We start from the raw sequence: 21852 nt of genomic DNA, 5'->3' as shown, positions 1-21852 counted from the left end.
TACGCAGAGATATGGAGAAGAGCTTTACAGAGGAAAAAAACACGCCAATTGTTGTAGGATTAGACATTGGCACTACAAAAATATGCGCTATTGTAGGGCGCAGAAGCAAGAATGGAAAAATTGAGGTACTTGGTATAGGTAAAGCCGAATCGGCAGGTGTAACCCGTGGGATGGTTTCAAATATTGATAAAACCGTGCAGGGTATTACCCAGGCGGTTGAAATTGCGGGCACACAATCAAACGTTGAAGTTAAGGTTGTAAACGTGGGTATTGCCGGCCAGCACATCAAAAGCTTGCAGCACCGTGGTTTAATTACCCGTCGCGATTTAAATACCGAAATATCCCGTAAGGATATTGATAAACTAATTGAGGATATGTATAACCTGGTGATGCCCCCGGGCGAAGAGATTATACACGTATTACCACAAGAGTTTACGGTTGATAACGAACCGGGCATCAAAGATCCGATTGGCATGGCAGGGGTGCGTTTAGAGGCTAACTTCCACATCATATCCGGCCAGGTTACTGCTATTAAAAACATTGTAAAGTGCGTTAATAAAGGCGGCCTTGAAAGCCAGGATTTAATACTGGAACCATTGGCCTCGTCCGAATCGGTATTGAGCGATGAGGAAAAAGAAGCAGGCGTGGTTTTGGTAGATATAGGTGGAGGCACAACCGATGTTGCAATTTTTCACGAAGGTATCATTCGCCATACAGCTGTTATTCCTTTTGGAGGTAATAGCATCACCGAAGATATTCGCGAAGGTTGTTCGGTAATGCGCAACATAGCCGAGCAATTGAAAACTCGTTTTGGATCGGCCCTGGCTGATGAGAATAGAGACAACGAAATAGTATGCGTACCCGGTTTGCGTGGCCGCGAACCTAAAGAAATTTCGATAAAAAACCTGGCCTACGTAATTCAGGCACGTATGGAGGAGATAGTTGAACATGTTTACTACGAAATTAAAACATCAGGATACGAAAAGAAGTTAATAGCAGGTATAGTTATAACAGGCGGCGGAGCGCAGTTAAAGCATTTGCCGCAATTGGTTGAATACGTTACCGGGTTAGATTGCCGCGTGGGTTACCCCAACGAGCACCTGGCCAAAAACGAGGTATTACCAAAAAATGTTTACGAAGAACTGCAAAGCCCAACTTTTGCCACCGGTATTGGTTTGCTTATTAAAGGTATCCAAAAAATTGAAGATGTTGGCAAACCCGTAGTAGAGGTAAAGGTTGAAAAACCCAAGTTTGTTGAAGAACGTAAATTTGGTTTATTCGGGAGGCTTTTAGAAACAGGAAAGAAATTTATTAAGGACGATATTAAGGATGAGGATTTTCTGAAATAATATTTTTCAACAAGAAAATAACTTTTCCACATTATTGACAAATGTTAATAAACTATGTGGAAAAACCCCTATCATTACATTAGATGAAATCTGAAGTACCGTCAATCACATATAGCTGAAAAACAAGGATTATGCAGTTTGAGATGTTAAAAGAAAAGTCGTCCATCATCAAGGTTATTGGTGTTGGCGGCGGTGGTGGCAACGCTGTTAACCACATGTACAAGCAGGGAATTACCGGTGTCGACTTTATAATTTGTAATACCGATGCCCAGGCCCTGGAGCTAAGCCCTATCCCTAACAAGGTACAGTTGGGCGCTAGTTTAACCGAAGGTATGGGCGCAGGCTCTATACCCGAAGTAGGTAAAAACTCCGCCATCGAAAATATTGACGACATTAAATTAATGCTCGGCTCTAATACCAAAATGCTATTTATAACAGCAGGTATGGGCGGTGGTACAGGTACCGGCGCAAGCCCTATTATTGCCAAAGCCGCGCGCGAGCTTGATATTTTAACGGTTGGTATTATTACCACGCCATTCTCGTTTGAGGGTAAGCGTAGAAAAATGCAGGCAGAAGAAGGGTTGGAAGAGTTTAAAAAACATGTAGACTCTTTTCTGGTTATTTCAAACGACCGCCTTCGCGAAATATTTGGTAACTTAACACTGGGCTCGGCATTTGCACAAGCCGATAATATATTAACCACAGCCGCCAAAGGTATTGCCGAAATTATAACCCTGCCTGGCTACATCAACGTTGATTTTAAGGATGTGCGCACGGTGATGAAAGACAGTGGCGTAGCCATAATGGGCAGTTGCTCTGCCGAGGGCGAAAACCGTGCTTTAAAGGCAGTGGAAGGCGCATTATTATCTCCGTTGTTAAAAGATAACGAGATAGAGGGCGCACGCTATATTTTGCTTAACATCACATCCGGTGCTACCGAGGTAACTATGGATGAGGTTAGCATCATAACCGATTTTATACAACAGGAAGCCGGCCTATCTGCCGATTTAATATGGGGTAACTGCCGCGACGAATCGTTAGGAGCGCAGCTTTCGGTAACTATTATTGCAACAGGTTTCCAAACCAAAGATGAACGCGAGAAGGAGCAAAGCACCAAAAAAGTAATTTCGATGCTTATTCCCGAAACAAAGCCATTGGCGCGCCCTGTTAATGAGTTTATTAATCCCGTTAAAAAGGAAGAGGTAGCAGGCGGTGTTTACTTAAAAAATGCTCCTGGAGAAAGAAAGCAAGCGGGGTTATTTGATTTGTTTGCTAAAGAAGAAGAACCTGCTGTTATTAAATATTCGTTACAGCCCGAAACTCAGGATACTCCTGAAGAAGAACCTGCCGACGCTGGTTTTACATTCAAACTATCAGAACCCGAAGTTGAATTTAAAACCCCTGTTGCCGAACCCGCCCGGTTTGTGCCCGAGCCGCCTAAACCCGAGCCGGAGCCAATGCCTGTTGCTTTTGCAGGGGCTGATGATAATAAAACCGACGAAACTATTGAAGATCAGTTACGTAAATCGCGCGAGCGTATTATGCGCTTGAAAGATTTGAGTATGAAGTTGCGTAGCGGTAACATTCAGGAACTTGAAAATGTGCCTGCTTATAAACGTAAAGAAATTGCTTTGCAACAAACACCAGCCTCGTCGGAAAGCCAGATATCAAGGTTTAGCCTGCTAACCGACGATGAAGGTAAAACCGAGATCAGGAACAACAACACCTTTCTGCATGATAATGTAGATTAATTGTTAATAAATTTAATTGAAGCCCTTTGTATTTATACAAGGGCTTTTTTCGTTATAAACTATTATAAAAAGTTATAGCTATTGTTGGTCACGGTCTTAACCGCTATATTTGTACATTATTTGTTGATATAAAAAGATTACATTTTGGATTTATTTAAAAAGATATCAAAAAACATGGGCCCTTTGGGGCAGCATCTTAGCTGGTCGCATGGATATTTTTCGTTCCCGCGTTTAGAGGGCGAAATAGCGCCGCGTATGATGTTTAATGGTAAAGAACACTTAGTGTGGAGCTTAAATAACTATTTAGGTTTAGCAAACGACCCCGAAGTGCGCAAGGCTGATGCCGAAGGTGCCGCCGAATTTGGAATGGCCTACCCTATGGGTGCGCGTATGATGTCGGGTAATTCTAAATATCACGAAGCATTGGAGCAGGATTTGGCTGCCTTTGTAAAAAAAGACGATGCCTTTTTGCTTAACTATGGCTACCAGGGCATGCTATCAATTATTGATACGTTGGTTGATCGTAACGATGTAATAGTTTACGATGCCGAATCGCATGCTTGTATTATTGATGGTGTACGCCTGCACATGGGCAAGCGTTTTGTGTATAAACATAACGATATTGAAAGCTGCGATAAACAGCTTGAACGCGCCACAAAACTGATAGAACAAACCGGTGGTGGCATATTATTAATTACCGAAGGTGTTTTTGGCATGTCGGGAGCGCAGGGCAAGCTTAAAGAAATTGTTGCATTAAAAAATAAATACGATTTTAGGTTGCTTATTGATGATGCGCATGGTTTTGGCACTATGGGCCAAACAGGTGCAGGCACCCACGAGGCACAGGATTGTATAGAAGGCGTTGATATTTACTTTGGTACCTTTGCAAAATCAATGGCGGGTATTGGTGCTTTTGTTGCCTCTACCGAAGAAATTGTAAACTACCTGCGTTATAATATGCGCTCGCAAACGTTTGCAAAGGCACTACCAATGCCAATGGTGGTAGGGTTAAAAAAGCGCTTTGAGCTGCTAAAATCGAAACCCGAACTGCGCAATAACTTATGGACCATAGCAACCGCCCTACAAGCCGGTTTGCGCGAGCGCGGCTTTGATACCGGCGTAACCAACACTATGGTAACCCCCGTTTTTTTACAAGGTGACCTTAACGAGGCTACCGCCTTAACTATGGATCTGCGTAAAAATTATGGTATTTTTTGCTCTATTGTGGTGTATCCGGTTATCCCTAAAGGTTTAATACAATTGAGGCTTATACCAACCGCCAGCCATTCATTGGCCGATGTAGAACTTACACTTTCGGCCTTTACAGAGGTAGGCGAGAAGCTAAAAGCAGGTACTTACAAAGAACTTAAGATGGCTTTTGCCTGATAAATTAGCTCGTTTATACCATAAAAGGCCGCTCCAACCCATGTTGAGCGGCTTTTTTTTATTTATTTTCTTGAAGGGTAATAAAATAAAACAGTTTTTAAATGTTGTAAATATGGGGTAAAATAAATGTATTATTTATAATACTTAAAGCTATAAGCCCCGCTTGTTATGTTATTAATTAATTAATGCTTGCATAATTATAATTTTACTAAAAAAGCGCATTGTTGGAACAATTTACACAAATACAAAAACCTCCTAAATAGGGCCCGCTGTGGAAAAAAACCGCCTCTACGCTGTTATTTAGTGCTTTAAATGTTTTTTTTTGAGCAAAAAACATTTTACATTAGCATAGTTTAAAACAATTTTAACCTCATTATTAAAAGGAGTATCTGAAAATGAAAAAATTCACAGAAGTAAAAGAATTAGTAGCAAGTTTAGAAGCTGACGCTGACAAATTCTACAACAAAGGTAACAGTGCTGCCGGAACCCGCGTTCGTAAAGGCATGCAGGATTTAAAAAACCTTGCCCAGGCTATCCGTTTAGAAGTTCAGGAGTCTAAAAACCAAGCTTCCTAATAATTAACATTATTAAATAAAAAAACCCGGCTTTTAGCTGGGTTTTTTTATTTAATATGTATTTTTTTCTGGGTGTTTTATGCGTGTTGCACCGCTTGCTGGGTACCTATTGCTTTAAGCTGTAAAGCAATTTTTTGAGCGGTTGCTGTGCCAACACTTACCAATGGTAACCTAACATTATCGCCGCAAACCCCTAACTCTTTTAAAGCATATTTTACGCCGGCAGGGTTGCCCTCGGTAAACATCAGGGTAGTGAATTCAATCAGCTTGTAATGCAGCGGCCTTGCAGCCGCGTAATCGCCGGCAAGGCATAAACGCACCATGTTAGAAAATATACCCGGTATGGCATTGCCAATTACCGATATAACACCCACGGCACCCATAGCTATCATAGGCAAAGTAACCGGGTCGTCGCCAGATATGAGCATAAAATCTGCCGGCTTGTCTTTCATAATATGGTTAAAAATATCAAAGCTTCCCGATGCCTCTTTGGTAGCAATAATATTCTTAAAATCGTGCGCCAGCCTTAGCGTAGTTTCGGCACTAAGGGTGCTTCCGGTACGGCCAGGTACGTTGTACAATATCACAGGCAACGGTGCCTGTGTGGCAATTGCTTTATAGTGCTGGTAAATACCTTCCTGTGTAGGTTTACTGTAATATGGGCTTACTGATAATATGGCATCATAGCCTTCGGCATCAAACTCTTCAATGCTTTTTAAAACCTCGTAAGTGTTGTTACCGCCAATGCCGGCAACCAATGGCACGCGGCCATTTGTAATTTCAACGGTACGCTTCCAAACTTGCTTCTTCTCGTCCTTGCTTAGTGTTGCGCTCTCGCCGGTTGTACCCAACGACACAAGATACTCAACTCCGCCCCCAATAATGTGGTTAATTACTGCCTCGAGGCCACCAAAATCTACATCGCCATTTGGATGAAAAGGAGTTACCATAGCAACCCCGGTTCCGTTAAACTTGTTCATTATAAATAATCAGGGTGCTAAGATAATAAATTATGTTTAGAGTGTTTAAAGTATGATTTTACTGTTTTTAGCTTAAACCATTTAAACGTATAATGTTATCACTCCAGCATCGCTAACAGTTCGGCATCGCTAATTATAGGTACGTTTAGTTTATTAGCTTTGTCGAGTTTAGCAGGGCCCATATTATCGCCGGCCACCAAATAGTTAAGCTTGGCCGATATGCTGCTTAGTATTTTGCCACCGTTTTGTTCAATAATATCTTTCAGTTCATCGCGCGAGTATTGCTCAAACACGCCCGAAATAATAAAGGTTTTGCCAGCCAACTTGTCGCTCGCCATTACAACCTCTTTCTCTTCGGATATAAATTGCAGGCCCTGGGCTTTCATTTTTTCAACCTGCTCTACGTGCTCGGGGTTGTTCCAATACTCAACCAGGCTTTCGGCAATACGGGTACCTATCTCATCAACGGCAGTTAATTCTTCAACATTGGCTTTAATCAAGCTATCTATGTTTTTAAAATAAGCAACCAGCTTTTTAGCTACGGTTTCGCCAACATAGCGTATACCCATGCCGAATAAAACCTTCTCAAAAGGCATTTGCTTTGATTTTTCGATACCATCCATCATGTTATTGATGGATTTTTCGCCAAAGCGGCCCAGCTTTTTTAAGTCGTCGCTATGGAGGTGTAAATCGTAAATATCGCTTATGTGGTGTAAAAAACCTTTTTGGTAAAGGGTTTCGATGGTTTCGTCGCCCAGGCCATCAATATTCATTGCCTTGCGGCCTATAAAATGCTGCATTTTACCAACTATTTGCGGCGGGCAACCTTCATCATTAGGGCAATAGTGGTTGGCCTCGCCCTCTTGCCGCACCAATTGGGTGCCGCACTCCGGGCAATGGGTTATGTACTGGATAATTGGGGCGTTATCCTTCCGCTTAAGCGGATTTACGCTAATGATTTTGGGTATAATTTCGCCACCTTTTTCAACAAATACACTGTCGCCCTCGTGCAAATCCAATCGTAAAATTTCGTTAGCATTGTGTAGCGAAGCGCGTTTAACCGTAGTACCGGCCAAAAGCACAGGTTTTAAATTAGCCACCGGCGTAACCGAGCCTGTACGGCCCACCTGGTAGCTAACGCTTTCTAAAACTGTTTCAACCTGCTGCGCTTTATATTTATAGGCAATGGCCCACCTTGGCGATTTTGCTGTAAACCCCAACTCTTGCTGCTGTGCGTAGCTGTTTACTTTAAGTACAATGCCATCAATATCATAACTCAAATTATGGCGCTTATCATTCCAAAGGCTAATAAAATCCATCACCTCGCCTATGTTTTTACAAAGTTTGGTGTGCTCGCAAACGTGGAAGCCCCAGCTTTTTACAGCCATTATGCTATCCCAATGGGTTTTAAAAACCGGTTTATCGGTATATAAAAAATACAAAAAGCAATCGAGCGGCCTACGGGCCACCTCGCGCGAATCTTGCAGTTTAATAGTGCCCGAAGCAAAGTTACGGGGGTTGGCATATGCAACTTCACCTTGTTCAATACGGTCGTTGTTAAGCCTGTCAAACGCTTTACGGTGCATAAAAACTTCGCCGCGTATTTCAAAGTGTTCGGGGTAACCGCCGTCCTCAATTTTTTTCGGAATGCTGTGGATGGTTTTTACGTTCGCGGTTACATCATCGCCCTTTGTGCCGTCGCCGCGTGTAACGGCCCTCACTAATTTGCCCTGCTCATAAGTTAAACTCATTGATAGGCCATCAAACTTTAACTCGCAAACATATTCAAAATCGTCGCCAATAGCCTTGCGAATACGCTGGTCGAAATCAAGCAGTTCCTGCTCACTATAAGTGTTGCCCAACGACATCATGGGCCACTTGTGCTTAACCGTTTCAAATTCCTTGGTTATCTCGCCACCCACTTGCTGCGTAGGCGAATCCGCCTGGGCAAACTCCGGAAATTGCTTTTCCAACCCCGATAGTTCTTCCAGCTTTTTATCAAAATCGAAATCGGCAATGGTAGGCATTGCCAGCACGTAGTAATTGTAATTGTGCTGTTTTAATTCGGTCGATAAATCCTGTATTCTCTTTTTAGCGTCTGTAGGCTGCATGGAACGAAGATAATATAAATGGCGGCAGATGTGCAAATGAGGTGGCGTGGATTACAAATCCACTGCTATTTGGGTCGGGGATTATAAATCCCGACCAACGCAACTCTACAATAGGAGACTTACAATTTCCGAACCTTATTCCAAAATAGTCACCTTAACCAATCCGGGATATTCGCCTGCATATACCGCTGCCGAACTCAAAATGTAATCTTTTGCGCTATAAACTATGCCTGCTTCAACCGGGTTTTGATGGATATAATTTAGTTTTTGATCTGTAAATTTATTGCTCGTTACCTCTATGGGGTGTAGCCCGTCCTGCCAAAATTTATAATTCTTTATTTTGGGGTTATAGCGGCCTGCAAACTCAAATTTATTGAGTAGCCATTCCCGTCTGCTTTCCGGGATAAGCTGAATAGTTTTTACAACTTCTTTAGATGTAAACTTTTTAAAGTCGCGCATAACATCCGATAGTAATATCTCATCGTTATTGGTAGACGCTATTAAATGTAAATGACTCGGCATTAAACACCAGGCGTAAACTTGTAAACCCTTATGCTCAATACAATAGTTTAAAGCATCAACAATTACGGCGGCCAGCTCTTTGCGGGTAAATACATCAACCCAATCTACAACGGTAATTGTTAAAAAGTACTTTTCGTTAGTAGTGATGCTGTATTTAAAACCCATGTTTAAATATAAGTGTTGGTTTCGTGGATTACAAATCCACTGTTATTTGGGTCGGGATTATAAATCCCGACCAACGCATACCAACCAACACAGATGTTAGTCCGGATTTTTAATCCCGGACTCCGTAACCGGGGATTTATAATCCCCGAATAAAAACAAAAAAGGGAAAAAGCTCTCACTTTTCCCCTTCAAAATTATATTTAGGCTAATTAAGCAGCAAATACTTCTTTAACCCTATCGGCAGCTTCTTTTAACAATATGGCCGATTTTACTTTTAAGCCACTTTCGTCAAGCAAAGTTTTAGCTTCAACAGCATTGGTGCCTTGCAAACGCACAATGATCGGAACCGGTATATCGCCAATTTCTTTATAAGCGTCAATAACACCTTGAGCAACACGGTCGCAACGTACAATACCACCAAATATGTTAATTAGGATGGCTTTAACGTTAGGGTCTTTCAAAATAATGTTGAAAGCCGCTTTAACAGTTTGTGCATTAGCGGTACCGCCAACGTCTAAAAAGTTAGCAGGCTCGCCACCGGCAATTTTAATGATGTCCATAGTAGCCATAGCTAAACCGGCACCGTTAACCATACAGCCAACGTTACCATCAAGCTTAACATAGTTAAGGTTGCTTAGGCTTGCTTCAACTTCCATTGGGTCTTCCTCGGCAGTGTCGCGTAAAGCGGCAAAATCCGGGTGACGGTACAAAGCGTTATCATCTAAATTAACCTTGGCATCAACAGCTAATATTTTGTTATCACTTGTTTTTAAAACAGGGTTTATCTCAAACATGGCCGAATCTGTAGCATCGTAAGCTTTATACAAAGCAGCAACAAATTTTACCATATCCTTAAACGCATCGCCGCTTAAACCTAAGTTAAAAGCAATTTTGCGTGCCTGGAAAGCTTGTAAGCCAACCTTCGGGTCAATTTCTTCTTTAAATATCAGGTGCGGAGTGTGTTCGGCAACTTCTTCAATATCCATACCACCTTCGGTACTGTACATAATGATGTTACGGCCGGCAGCGCGGTCAAGCAATACGCTCATGTAAAACTCCTTGGTTTCGGTAGCACCGGGGTAGTAAACATCCTGTGCAACTAAAACCTTGCTCACAAACTTACCTTCTGGCCCGGTTTGCGGGGTAACCAGGGTCATACCTAAAATGGCACCTGCTTTTTCCTTCACATCGTCAAGGTTTTTAGCCAGCTTAACGCCGCCGCCTTTACCACGGCCACCTGCGTGTATTTGAGCTTTAACAACCACCCAGTCCGACCCAAAGTCTTCCTTTAGTTTTTTGGCAGCCTCAATAGCCTGCTCAACATTATCGGCAACAATGCCTTCCTGAATTCTTACACCAAAACTTTTTAGTATAGCTTTACCCTGGTATTCGTGAATATTCATCTTTTGAGATATTTTGTGCGGTAAAGCTATTAAATTCAACCGTTACAATAAAGCACAAACGCGTTTTTTATGCATTATTTTACCATAACCAATGATGTAATATTAACATACTGGTAAGGGTTTGCTTTAATTTGCAGCAAAAAAATCAAATTATGCTGTCTACTAGGCTATATAACTATCAACAGCTAATAATTTTTATTAATTTGCCTCAAATAACCTATACCGATGCACTTTTTAAAAATCTGCCTTTTGGCGGTATTCCTATTTTTATGCGCACACATAGCAGGGGCGCAAACAACGGTAGAAACCGGTGTATCACAATCCCTGGCCGATTTTAGGGCTGCTCACCTCAGCAGCATTCAATATCAACTCAATTTTAACATACCCGCCAATAAGGCAGAAGATATTGCGGCTACCGAAACCCTTACCTTTAACTTTAAGCAAACCGGCCAGCCGCTACAGCTTGATTTTAAAGAAGATGCCTCCCGTATTAAAAAGTTAACTATAAATGGCAAAACCGCAGAAGTTAATTTGCTGAAAGAACACCTATTGCTTGAAGCCAAATATTTAACCGAAGGCAATAATACCCTGTCGATTGATTTTTTGGCCGGCAACGGCGCTTTGAACCGTAACGACGATTACCTGTATGCCTTGTTTGTACCCGACAGGGCCCGAACTGTTTTCCCATGTTTTGACCAGCCCAATTTAAAAGCAACGTTTCAGCTAAGCATAAAGGTATCGGCCAACTGGGCGGTTATGGCCAACGCACCAATTAAAGATTTTAGAGTTGATGCCGATTTTAAATATTACGACTTTGATAAAACAGAAACTTTAAGCACCTATTTATTTTCGTTTGTGGCGGGCCGGTTTGCCTACAACGCGCACGATACAAAGCTAAAGCCCGAACTTTTTTTCCGCGAAACCGATACTGCGAAGCTCCATTTAAGCAACCCGGCCATATTTAAGGCCCATGCCGATGCCGTAAATTTTTTAGAAAACTGGACAGGCATCCCATATCCGTTTAAAAAAATGGGGTTTGCAGCCATTCCCGATTTTCAGTTTGGCGGTATGGAGCATCCGGGCGTTGTACAATACAAAGCGTCAAGCCTGTTTTTAGACGCCGGTGCTACGCAAGATCAGATTATTGCCCGCCTAAACCTCATTTCGCACGAAACCGCCCACATGTGGTTTGGCGATATGGTTACCATGGATTGGTTTAACGATGTTTGGATGAAGGAGGTATTTGCCAACTTTATGGCCGATAAAATAACAGAGTCGTTAATGGGTGAGGGTACCTTTAACCTGAAGTTTTTAACCGACCATTTCCCGGCAGCTTATGGTGTCGACCGTACTCCGGGTGCTAATCCCATAAGGCAAAGCCTAAATAACCTAAAAGATGCCGGCTCGCTTTACGGCAATATTATTTACCATAAGGCCCCAATTATGATGCGGCAACTGGAGTTGTTAATGGGAAAAGATAATTTTAGGCAAGGCGTATGCGAATACCTTAAAACCTACGCCTACCGCAACGCCACCTGGCCCGATTTAATTAAGATACTAAGCAAATACACCACTCATGATTTAAATGCCTGGAACAACGTATGGGTTAACCAACCCGGCAGGCCCACGTTTAGTTATAGTCTGGTAACTAAAAAAGGAAAAATAAACCACTTAATATTGATACAGCATGCCGAACAGGGCGGCAGCCGTATTTGGCCGCAAAGTTTTGAAGTAGCGTTGTTTTATCCGCACTTAACCAAGGTTATAACCGTAAACATAACTAAAGGCGTAACTGATATACAAGAAGCCATTGGCCTTAAACGCCCTATGTATATTTTGTTTAATTCGGGTGGCGAGGGTTATGGCTTGTTTCCGGCAGATGCCGACTTGTGTACTTCGGTTATGGATATCACCGATCCTTTAATGCGCACATCGGCCTATATTTCACTGTACGAAAACATGCTTTCGGGTCGTTTTATCAAGCCTTTAAGCTTGCTTAATTTGTACATCAAGGCCCTAAGTGCCGAGAAAGAAGAAATGCCCCTGCGCCTTATAAGCGGCTATATAGGCACTATTTACTGGCAGTTTATTACACCGCAAAACCGCCTTAAAATTAACCCTGTTTTAGAGAATAGCCTATGGCTGGCTTTACAGTATCAAAAAACTGCAAACAATAAAAAAGTGTTGTTTAATACCTACCAGGGAATTTATTTGAGCGCGCAGGCGCGCAATTTACTTTACCAGGTATGGCAGCAGCAACAGCCGCCTGCCGGGATAAAACTTTCTGAAGATGATTATACCGCCTTATCGTTTTCGCTTGCCCTGCGCAACGATGCCGATACTGCCATACTGAGTAAGCAGTATTTACGCATCACTGATGCCGACAGGAAAAAACGATTTGAATTTATCCGCCCTGCCTTATCGCCCGATGAAAAGGTGCGCGATGAATTTTTTGCCAGCCTGCAACAATTAAAAAACCGGGGTAAAGAGGCAAATGTGCTAACCGCACTGTTTTATCTGCACCATCCGCTAAGGCAAAATACATCGGTAAAGTATTTGGCAAAAAGTTTAGATATGCTGGAAAACATACAGGTAACCGGCGATATATTTTTTCCGCAATCATGGCTGTCAAGCACATTCGGCAGCTATCAAAGTGCCGAAGCCGCCCGTATTGTAAATGCATTTTTAGCGGCTCACCCTAATTATAACGAAAAACTAAAGGCCAAAATATTACAGGCTACTGATAACCTGATGCGGGCCAGCGGTAAGCTGTTACCCAAAACCTTTGCTGCCGATTAGTGGCGGCGTTTTACGTAGCTATGCACCGGATCTCACATAAATCAATCATGCACATTTGCACATCCGCACATTTAATAAGTACTTTGCAATATGCTCAAAGCCACATCTATTAATAAAGCATACGGTACGTTGCAAATACTAAAAGGGGTTGATATTGCGGTTAACCGTGGAGAAATTGTAAGCATTGTAGGTGCCTCCGGGGCAGGTAAAAGTTCGCTGCTTAATATTATTGGTACGCTTGATAAAGCCGATTCGGGCTCTGTGGTAATTAAAGATCAGGATGTTAGTGCGTTAAGCAAGTCTCAGCTCAGTGCATTTCGTAACAAACATATCGGCTTTATATTTCAGTTTCATCATTTACTGGGCGAGTTTTCGGCTATCGAAAACGTTTGTATCCCGGCGTTTATAGGCGGCCAGTCAAAAACCGAAACCGAAAAACGCGCTAAATATTTGCTGGGCATATTGGGGCTTTCTGCCCGGGCCGATCATAAACCCGGCCAGTTATCGGGCGGCGAGCAGCAACGGGTAGCGGTGGCCAGGGCACTCATCAACAATCCAGCTTTAATTTTAGCCGATGAGCCGTCGGGCAATCTCGATTCTACCAACGCGCGCGAATTGCACCAGTTGTTTATTGACCTGCGCCGCGAGTTTAACCAAACATTTATAATTGTTACCCATAATGAAGAACTTTCTGACCTCTCTGACCGTAAAATACTAATGAAAGATGGGTTGATGGTTGAAAATTTATAAGGAGGGTATGATGAATGCATTAATTACGGCGGCAAATTCGGCGCAGGCGCAACAGTTGAAAAAAATTTTAGGACCAGACGATGTGATACTCGGCGATTACCAGGACATTCCGGAGTTGATGGTAACAGCCGGTAGAATGGTTAAAACCCCAAATCCACGGTCGGCGGCCTTTGTGCACCAAATGCTTTCGCTTTGTTTGGATAAGCAAATAAGTAAGGTTTACGCCCTCCGGCGCGACGAGTTATTGCCACTTGCCCAGGCAAGGCAACTGTTTGAGGAGTTTGATATTACGCTCATCATTCCCTCTACAGAGCTTATTGATAACAACCCACCCCCGCAAACCCTTACAGGCGATATTGTTATTTTAGAAAGTGGCCGTGTTGTAGTAGGCGATTTTTTAAATGCCGTTGCCTTGTTGCACAATAAAACTACAAACGGAGTTTTTAAAGTGAATAACGAAAACTATATAATTTTTACTGCCGATTAATGCTTACTTACGCTGATATTGACAAACGGAAAAAAGCGTTTGTATTTGAATTGGATAATGTGCTTTATCCCGAAAAGGATTACCTGTTACAGGTATATTACCTGTTTGCCAGTTTTTTAGAATATAAAGAAATGCTTGATGCGCAGGTACTTACCAAATTAATGACCCAAACTTTTGAGACCGAAGGTGCCGAATACGTATTTAACCGCGTGCAGCAGCGCTTTAATGTTGACGGCCAATACCGTTATAATTTTGATTTGCTGCACCAAACGGCGCGCCTGCCTTTAAAACTTTTATTATACCAGCAGGCGTTAAGCCTTTTGCAGGATATTGTGGTTGACAGGAAACAGCTATTTATTTTAACCAACGGTAACCCGCTGCAGCAACTCAATAAAATAAAACAAACCGAATGGCATGGCCTTGAGCAGTACCTGGTTTGCTACTTTGCTGATGAGATTAAGGCCAAGCCCGAGCCCGATGCACTGCACTATATTTTAAAACAGCATAACCTGGAGCGCCGCGATATTGTAATGGTTGGTAATAGCCAAACAGATAAGCTTTGCGCCGAAGCAAGCGGTGTTGATTTTGTAAATTTGTTAATATTATAAGCGCTTACCCCGCTGGCAATACGCTGAAAATTATTATCTTACCAAATAAACTAAGGCGATAATTTTTGCGTTAGCTATTATTAATTACCGCCCTGATAACCACTTATGAAAAAAAACTTTTACTTGCTTTTTGTAGCCCTAACAGCCCTGGCAACAACATCGTGCAAACACCATACCGAAACACCATCGATTGATTTGGTGAAGGATTCTGTTTACATGTATGCCAGGGAAGATTATTTATGGTACGATGCCCTGCCAACAACCGATGCTTTTAACCCCCGCGGCTTTACCGCAAGCAGCGATTTAGCTGCACTGCAAAAGGAGGTTGATGCACTTTCGCAATACAAAATAAACCCGGTTACCGGTAAACCGTATGAGTATAATAGATCGTATCCGGGCGAGTCAAAATATTCATTTATAGATCAGGGACAAACATCAACCATATTGGGCGGTAATAATGCCGACTTTGGCTTTTTCCCGGTTTTTGGCCCCCTTTCTAATACCGATTTGCGCGTGCGGTATGTTAATCCGGGGTCGCCAGCAGCAAACGCAGGCCTCCATCGCGGCGAACTTATTACAAATATAGTGGGCGTACCCAAATTAGATACAAACTCAACCAATATCAATTATATAAACAGGGCGTTATCTGCAAATAGTATCACCATGACTTTGCAGCGTAGTAACGGTACAACTTACACCGCTACAGTTACTGCTGCAAGTTATACGGCTAACCCGGTTATGAAAGATTCGGTTTATACCACCTCAAACGGCAAAAAGGTAGGTTACCTTGTGTTATCAACCTTTACCGATTTAAAAACTAATGCCAAGGCTCCCTTAGATGCTGCCTTTAATTACTTTATTGCCCAAAATATAACCGATTTAGTGGTTGACCTGCGTTACAACGGCGGCGGCTTTGTTGAAACAGCCGAATATTTAGATAACCTTATTGCACCTGCCAGCTTAAGCGGCAGCCCAATGTACACGGCTTATTATAATAATAAACTGCAAGCCAACAATTATCCCTTGTTAACTAACCTGGGTTTTGCTAAGGATGATTTTACGATAGCTAACAATACATCCTATTTTTCTAAACAAAAAACGCTCAACATTACCGGGAACGTAATTTTTATTATAACCGGCCGCACGGCATCGGCAAGCGAGCTTACCATTAATAATTTGCGCCCGCACATGAATGTTAAACTGGTTGGTACCACATCATACGGTAAACCGGTTGGCTTTTTTTATATCCCAATTGATACCTACGAGTTGTATTTGTCCGAATTTGAAACCAAAAACTCGGCTGGCCAGGGTGGCTATTATTCGGGCATGACGGCCGGCTCAACCGATTACCCCGGCTATTATTCGGCAGATGATGTTGCTCACGACTTTGGTGACCCTACCGAAAACTTGCTGGCCCGCTCGTTATCATACATTAATGTAGGCACCTTTTCAATACCCGATAAGCAAATAGAAAGCACTAACGGCGTACCCACACTATCTGTTGCCCAACAAGCCGAGCTAAACAGTAAAATTAAAGACCATAATGCCTTTACCGGAATGTTATTTAAGGATAGATTTAAAGCAAGGCGAAGACATTAATTTCAATGTGCGGATGTGCAGATGAGTAAATGATTTTGATGTGCGGATGAGTAAATGTGCAAATGATTTTGATGTGTACACATAATTTCAATGTGTGAATGAATAAATACTGAAGAATTTTTATATCTCATCATTTCATTTGCACACCTGCACATTGAGCCTTGTTTAGATTTGACAACTTTTTAAAAGTTGTCAAATCTTCTCTCCATTTGCACACCTGCATATTTACTCATCTGCACATCGAGCCGCAACGCGGCTTTAATCTGCCAGTTCGCGCATATCTACCGGCACTACGCGTGATATACCCTGCTCAACCATGGTTACGCCGTAAATAATATCGGTGCTGGCAATGGTGCGTTTGTTGTGCGATACGATGATGAACTGCGATTCCTTTGAAAACTTGCGGATAATGTTGTTAAACTTATCAATATTGGTATCGTCAAGCGGGGCGTCAACCTCATCAAAAATACAGAAGGGAGCAGGTTTTAGCAGGTAGAGCGAAAATAGGATGGCTGTAGCCGTAAGCGTTTTTTCGCCGCCCGACAGTTGGTTGATAGACAATGGCCTTTTACCTTTAGGCTTGGCAATAATATCAATGTCTGATTCGAGCGGATTATTGGGGTCGCTCAATATCAAATCGCACGAATCCTCTTCGTTAAATAACGACCGGAATACTTTAATAAAGTTTTCGCGAACCATTGTAAAGGCCAGCATAAATTTTTCTTTAGCCGTGTCGTCAATCTCCTGTATAGTTGCAAGTAACGAAAACTTGGCTTCGCTTAAATCCTTTTTTTGTGTCTGTATAAACTGATAGCGTTCGCTCATTTCCTGGTAGGCTTCAACAGCCATAGGGTTAATGGGGCCAAACTCGTCCAGTTGTTTTTTTAGCTTTTCGGTTTTTTCGCGCAGGCCACTTTCATTTTCGTCCTCAGGTACTTCTGTTTCAAGCAAATCTTCTATATCAACACTAAACTCAACCGATAGTCTTTCTTTTAAAGCGTTTAGTTCCAGTTTAAGGTTGTTCTTTTCGTCTTTTAGTTTATTTTCAATAGCCTCGGCGTTATCTTTATTGCGCCTCAAATTGCTGATCTCGTTTTCGGCAAACGTTATCTTTTCGCGAAAAGCGTAGTATTCTTGTTCGGCTGTTTGTGCCGCCTTTTCCAGTTCTTCACGCTGGCCATACATTTCAAGCAGGTCATCGTCCGAGTGGTCGCTCTGCTTCATGTTATCCATAATGGCAGCTTTTACCACATCCAATTCGGCTTTGTTTTGTTTAATACGCTGGTCTAAATTTTCCTGCTGTATTTCACGGTAGTCAAGGTCTTTAGCCAATCCGGCTACCCTGTTTTGTTGCTGGTGAAAGGCTATATTCTCCTGGTTATACCGCGCCGATTGTACAGATAAATGTTCGGATAGTTCGGCAAAAGCCTCCTGTTTTTCGGCAAGCAATTCGCTTTGCTCCAGCTTTTGCAATTTTAGTTCGGCAACGGTAGGTAATAACTTTTCCTTATCGGCAAGTATGCTATCTATTTTTTGCGCTATATCCTGCTTGCGGTTGCGGCTGCTTTCAATAAAAGTTTGGTACTGTTCGCGGCGCGTTTTTACGGTTATTAATTGCGTGTTTAACTGGTTTAGCTGCTGTTGCTTTTGGTTAATTTCGGCAGTTTTGCCCGATGCCCGCAAGGTTGTTAACTGTACTTGCAGCTCATTAATCTGGCTTTTGTATTGCGCTATTTTGCCTTCGTGGGTTTTAATTTCTTTAGCCAGTATCTCCAGGTTTTTTGCCCGGCCAATACGCTTACCCTCAAACAACCCTACCGAACCGCCCGACATGGTAAAGGTTGATTTGCTGAACTTGCCGCTCATACCCAGCAAGGCAATGCCTTGCGGCAATAGCTGGTTGTTGAGTTCGGTTTCGGCCTGGTCGTTTACCAGGTAAACGTTTTTAAGCAGGTGCGCACAAAGCGGATAGTAGCGGTTATCTACCTCAATAACATCTAATGCAGGTATCCAGTTATCGGGCCGGTTAAATGCTTCGGGCCTGCCATCAGCAGGGTAATTGCTCAGTATAAAAAATTGCGCGCGCCCCCTTGCCGATTTACTGAGCAGGTTAATGGCGCTTATCGCTTCATCATAATTTTCAACCACATAGTGGTTCATTAACGGCTCAAGGTAGTTTTCAATGGCAACGCGGTAATCTTCGCGGCAAAATAAAACATCGCTAAATAGCGGAGCATTACGTGCCCAATCGCTGTTTTTCTTTAAAAACCGTATCGATTCGGGGAAGCCTTCCAGGTTATCAACCATACTTTTGGTAAGGTTGTATTCGTTTTGTTTGGCATCAAGTTTACGGCCCTCTTGGGTTAAGGTGTCTTTAGTGGTGCTAAGGTTGGCCTCGGTTTCGCGCAGTTTTTCTGCAAGACTACGTTCAAAGTCTATAGCGGCCTGGTGCTCTTGTTCCAGTGTTGCGGTACGGGTTTCAAGCTCGGCAATGGCATCGTTAAAACTGCTTAGTTCGGCTTCTTTATTATCGGCATCGGCCATGTTGCGCTGGCTCTCCTGCTCTAAGGCCTGCTGCTGTATTTGTAAAATGTCTAGGTCTTTCTCGGCCTTGTATATCTGGTTTTGCAGCCTGTTGTTAATATTGCCTATTTCGTCAAGTTCGGCTTTGGCGCCCAATTGGCCCTGGCGGTACTCGTCAACAACGCTTTTTAGTTCGGCAAGGTTTTCTCTCAGCGTTTCAAGTTTTTCATCCTCCTGCAAACGCTCTTCGGACAGGCGCTTAATATTGTAAAGTACGTGGTTAAGCTGGTTGGTGTCTTTTTCCAACTCATCGCTTAAACGCGCCTCTTTATCTTTCTGAAATTTTAACTGCTCGTTCTTTATCTTTTTCTCGCTCTCGTAAGCCTTAATTTTTGCTACGTATTCGTTAGTGGCCTTTTGCTGCGTGGCCAGGTTTTTTTCTTTGGTAAGGCTGTCCAGCTTTTGCTGCTGTAAACCGGCTTCCAGGGTATCAATATGGGTTACTATGGCCGATTTTTCTATCGTTTGTTTCTGCTCCAGATCCTCTATCTTTTTCAGCGAATCGCTAAAGGATACAATGCGGAACGAGGCCAGCATAATACTTAACGTTTTATACTGCTCTTTTAAACGGTAATAGCGTTCGGTTTTTTTAGCCTGGTTCTCTAAGGTTTTTAGGTTTTTTTCAATCTCAAATAGCAGGTCCTCAACCCGTTCAAGGTCGGCTTCGGTTTCTTTAAGTTTGTTGAGGGTTTGCTTTTTGCGAAGCTTGTATTTGGATATGCCCGATGCTTCTTCAAACAAAGTGCGGCGCGAGTTTTCTTTATTAGAGATGATCTCCTCAATCATTTTCAACTCAATGATGGAGTACGAATCCGAGCCTACACCGGTATCTAAAAACAAATCGGTTATATCTTTTAAGCGGCATTGCACATCGTTAAGCCGGTATTCGCTCTCGCCGGTGCGGTAAAGCTTGCGCGTTAACGTAACCTGCGAAAACTCGGTAGGCAATATGTTTTTGGTGTTATCAAACGTAAGTGATACTTCGGCAAGGTTACCCGGTTTACGGCTTTTGCTCCCGTTAAATATCACATTCTCCATTTTTTCCGACCGCAGCGCACGGGTGCTCTGCTCGCCTAATACCCAACGAATGGCATCAACCACGTTTGATTTTCCACAACCATTAGGGCCAACAATGGCTGTTATGCCCTCATTAAAATTGATGGTTATTTTATCCCCAAAACTCTTAAAACCCTTAACTTCTAAACGTGTAAGCTGCATTATGTATTTAAACCCGGTATCTCAAAATCATAAATTTGTAATTGCGGGAAACGAAGCAAACACAAGGAAGCAATATTCGCCCTGTATAGTTCGCCGTTCTTCGTGCGGTTGCCACGCTACCACTCGCAATTACATAGTTTTATTGTTGTATTATCGCTCGCAATGACACTACTATATATCAGGTTTTGAAATTAGCGAAATGCTTTTATTTAATTAAATAAAACTTTTACGTTGCAAAGTTATTTAGTGTTTAACAACATAATTAACCCAATTTACCATGAAAATAGCAATATTTGGAGCCGCCGGGCGCATAGGCAGCCGTATAGTTACCGAAGCACTTAACCGTGGGCATCATGTTACCGCCATAGCGCGTAAACCCGAAACTTATACCCTGATACATGAACGCCTTACGGTTGCCAGGGGCGATATTTTTGAATCGCAAAGTGTGGAGGGTGCCGTGTTTAACCACGATGCCGTTGTAAGTGCTTACAGCCCTACGCATGGCGCAGCCCCATCAAGCATTGTTGAATTGGTTTTATCGTTAAGTAACGGGCTAAAGCAAGCTAACGTAAAACGCCTTGTTATAGTTGGCGGTGCGGGTAGTTTAGAAGCTTCGCCCGGTATTGCGGTAGTTGATACGCCTAACTTTCCAGCCGAATACAAGCCGGTAGCCGAGGCCCACCGCGAAGCACTTAAAGCCTGGCAAAATGAAAACGAACTCGACTGGACAGTCGCCAGCCCGTCCGCCGAAATAGTTCCAGGCGAACGTACAGGCAATTTCCGTACAGGTACAACGCAATTATTGGTTGATGAACAAGGCAAAAGCCATATATCAATGGAAGACTTTGCCGTTGCTATTTTAAATGAGGTTGAAAACCCGCAGTTTATTAAAAAACAGTTTACTGTAGGGTATTGATATGTGCGGAAAATAGTATCTTTCCCCAAAAAAAACTTGTGGATGCAAACACGGGAGCCCAGAAACAATTTAAAACTGAATTAGCATATAACGAAAGCTTTTTATGGATAGGCCGCCCCAAGCGCGGAATTGTTTTTACTATTGGGGACATGATTTTTATACCAATTTCAATTATTTGGTGTTATAACATTTTAAAGGCGTTGCTCGACATAAATAAAAGCCCAATTACTTTTTTTATAGCTCCAATTTTTTTAACAATAGGTTTATATATAGGCATAGGACGGCTTTTTTGGGATCGTGCCCTGAGAAGAAATACTCTGTATGGAATTACTGCAACAAGAATAATAATTGAAGAAGGCATATTCTCAGAAGATGTATCGTCTTACGATATAAATTCTATTCCTAAGATCGAAATTAGCGAGCGTTACGATAGTTGGGGAACGATAACCTTAAATACGGATACAACCTGGTTTGGCCGAAACGGGATTCGTTTAAGGGGCGCAAGTAAATTACCGTCTCTCACGTTGATTGAGAACGTGAGAGAGGTTTATAATTTAATTTTGAAACTTAAAAACAATTAAAAATTACTGTTAACTTGGGTTTATTAAGTTAAAAGCAGCCGTTAAATCTTCTTTACCGGCGTTGGCCCT

Annotated in this window: 16 protein-coding genes; 11 read left to right on the top strand and 5 right to left on the bottom strand. The window is 42.4% G+C overall.

The window, feature by feature from the left end:
• Nucleotides 1-11 precede the first annotated feature (11 nt).
• The 4 genes from ftsA to BDD43_RS27900 all read left to right on the top strand — a co-directional run bounded on the left by ftsA (nucleotide 12) and on the right by BDD43_RS27900 (nucleotide 5061).
• Nucleotides 12-1349 (top strand): cell division protein FtsA, encoded by a 1338-nt coding sequence (gene ftsA / locus BDD43_RS27915; RefSeq protein WP_121201504.1) that lies wholly within the window; start codon nucleotides 12-14, stop codon nucleotides 1347-1349.
• A 131-nt stretch (nucleotides 1350-1480) separates the two neighbouring features.
• Nucleotides 1481-3100: a cell division protein FtsZ gene (ftsZ, locus tag BDD43_RS27910; RefSeq protein WP_121201503.1), complete on the top strand. Its 1620-nt coding sequence runs from the start codon at nucleotides 1481-1483 to the stop codon at nucleotides 3098-3100.
• 144 nt (nucleotides 3101-3244) lie between these two features.
• Nucleotides 3245-4486: an aminotransferase class I/II-fold pyridoxal phosphate-dependent enzyme gene (locus tag BDD43_RS27905; protein WP_121201502.1), complete on the top strand. Its 1242-nt coding sequence runs from the start codon at nucleotides 3245-3247 to the stop codon at nucleotides 4484-4486.
• A 395-nt stretch (nucleotides 4487-4881) separates the two neighbouring features.
• Nucleotides 4882-5061 carry a histone H1 gene (locus tag BDD43_RS27900; protein WP_121201501.1) on the top strand — a complete coding sequence of 60 codons (180 nt, stop codon included), beginning with the start codon at nucleotides 4882-4884 and terminating at the stop codon, nucleotides 5059-5061.
• 77 nt (nucleotides 5062-5138) lie between these two features.
• Here BDD43_RS27900 and dapA read toward each other — a convergent pair whose 3' ends face one another.
• The 4 genes from dapA to sucC form a co-directional block, all read right to left on the bottom strand.
• The gene (gene dapA / locus BDD43_RS27895) at nucleotides 5139-6041 is read right to left on the bottom strand and encodes a 4-hydroxy-tetrahydrodipicolinate synthase (protein WP_121201500.1); all 903 of its coding nucleotides are present in this window, start codon (nucleotides 6039-6041) and stop codon (nucleotides 5139-5141) included.
• Nucleotides 6042-6139: 98 nt separating this feature from the next.
• The gene (gene ligA, locus BDD43_RS27890; RefSeq protein WP_121201499.1) at nucleotides 6140-8152 is read right to left on the bottom strand and encodes an NAD-dependent DNA ligase LigA; all 2013 of its coding nucleotides are present in this window, start codon (nucleotides 8150-8152) and stop codon (nucleotides 6140-6142) included.
• A gap of 135 nt (nucleotides 8153-8287) precedes the next feature.
• Nucleotides 8288-8839, bottom strand: a complete 552-nt coding sequence (locus BDD43_RS27885) for an REP-associated tyrosine transposase (RefSeq protein ID WP_121201498.1) — start codon at nucleotides 8837-8839, stop codon at nucleotides 8288-8290.
• Between the two features lie 209 nt (nucleotides 8840-9048).
• Complete coding sequence (gene sucC / locus BDD43_RS27880; protein WP_121201497.1) at nucleotides 9049-10242, bottom strand: ADP-forming succinate--CoA ligase subunit beta; 1194 nt, start codon at nucleotides 10240-10242, stop codon at nucleotides 9049-9051.
• Between the two features lie 225 nt (nucleotides 10243-10467).
• Between sucC and BDD43_RS27875 the strand changes: the two genes are divergently transcribed.
• From BDD43_RS27875 to BDD43_RS27855, 5 genes are all read left to right on the top strand, one after another.
• Nucleotides 10468-13041, top strand: coding sequence for a M1 family metallopeptidase (locus BDD43_RS27875; RefSeq protein ID WP_121201496.1), 2574 nt, complete (start codon nucleotides 10468-10470; stop codon nucleotides 13039-13041).
• Between the two features lie 90 nt (nucleotides 13042-13131).
• Nucleotides 13132-13791, top strand: coding sequence for an ABC transporter ATP-binding protein (locus BDD43_RS27870; protein WP_121201495.1), 660 nt, complete (start codon nucleotides 13132-13134; stop codon nucleotides 13789-13791).
• Between the two features lie 7 nt (nucleotides 13792-13798).
• Nucleotides 13799-14278 carry an ATP-grasp domain-containing protein gene (locus BDD43_RS27865; RefSeq protein WP_147425760.1) on the top strand — a complete coding sequence of 160 codons (480 nt, stop codon included), beginning with the start codon at nucleotides 13799-13801 and terminating at the stop codon, nucleotides 14276-14278.
• Complete coding sequence (locus BDD43_RS27860) at nucleotides 14278-14886, top strand: HAD family hydrolase (RefSeq protein ID WP_121201493.1); 609 nt, start codon at nucleotides 14278-14280, stop codon at nucleotides 14884-14886. The genes BDD43_RS27865 and BDD43_RS27860 overlap by 1 nt, the downstream gene beginning before the upstream one ends.
• Nucleotides 14887-14991: 105 nt before the next feature.
• On the top strand, nucleotides 14992-16485 hold the full coding sequence (locus tag BDD43_RS27855; RefSeq protein WP_121201492.1) for a S41 family peptidase: 1494 nt from the start codon (nucleotides 14992-14994) through the stop codon (nucleotides 16483-16485).
• A gap of 258 nt (nucleotides 16486-16743) precedes the next feature.
• Here BDD43_RS27855 and smc read toward each other — a convergent pair whose 3' ends face one another.
• On the bottom strand, nucleotides 16744-20286 hold the full coding sequence (smc, locus tag BDD43_RS27850) for a chromosome segregation protein SMC (protein ID WP_121201491.1): 3543 nt from the start codon (nucleotides 20284-20286) through the stop codon (nucleotides 16744-16746).
• A gap of 277 nt (nucleotides 20287-20563) precedes the next feature.
• Here smc and BDD43_RS27845 point away from each other — a divergent pair, with 277 nt between their 5' ends.
• Together BDD43_RS27845 and BDD43_RS27840 are read left to right on the top strand one after the other, a co-directional pair.
• Nucleotides 20564-21202 (top strand): NAD(P)-dependent oxidoreductase, encoded by a 639-nt coding sequence (locus BDD43_RS27845; RefSeq protein WP_121201490.1) that lies wholly within the window; start codon nucleotides 20564-20566, stop codon nucleotides 21200-21202.
• A 38-nt stretch (nucleotides 21203-21240) separates the two neighbouring features.
• Complete coding sequence (locus BDD43_RS27840) at nucleotides 21241-21783, top strand: hypothetical protein (RefSeq protein ID WP_147425759.1); 543 nt, start codon at nucleotides 21241-21243, stop codon at nucleotides 21781-21783.
• Nucleotides 21784-21852: the final 69 nt, after the last annotated feature.

This window comes from Mucilaginibacter gracilis (assembly GCF_003633615.1).
Lineage (GTDB): Bacteria > Bacteroidota > Bacteroidia > Sphingobacteriales > Sphingobacteriaceae > Mucilaginibacter > Mucilaginibacter gracilis.
The sequence above is the reverse complement of the archived record's forward strand: the minus strand, read 5'-3'. Positions and strand labels throughout refer to the sequence as shown.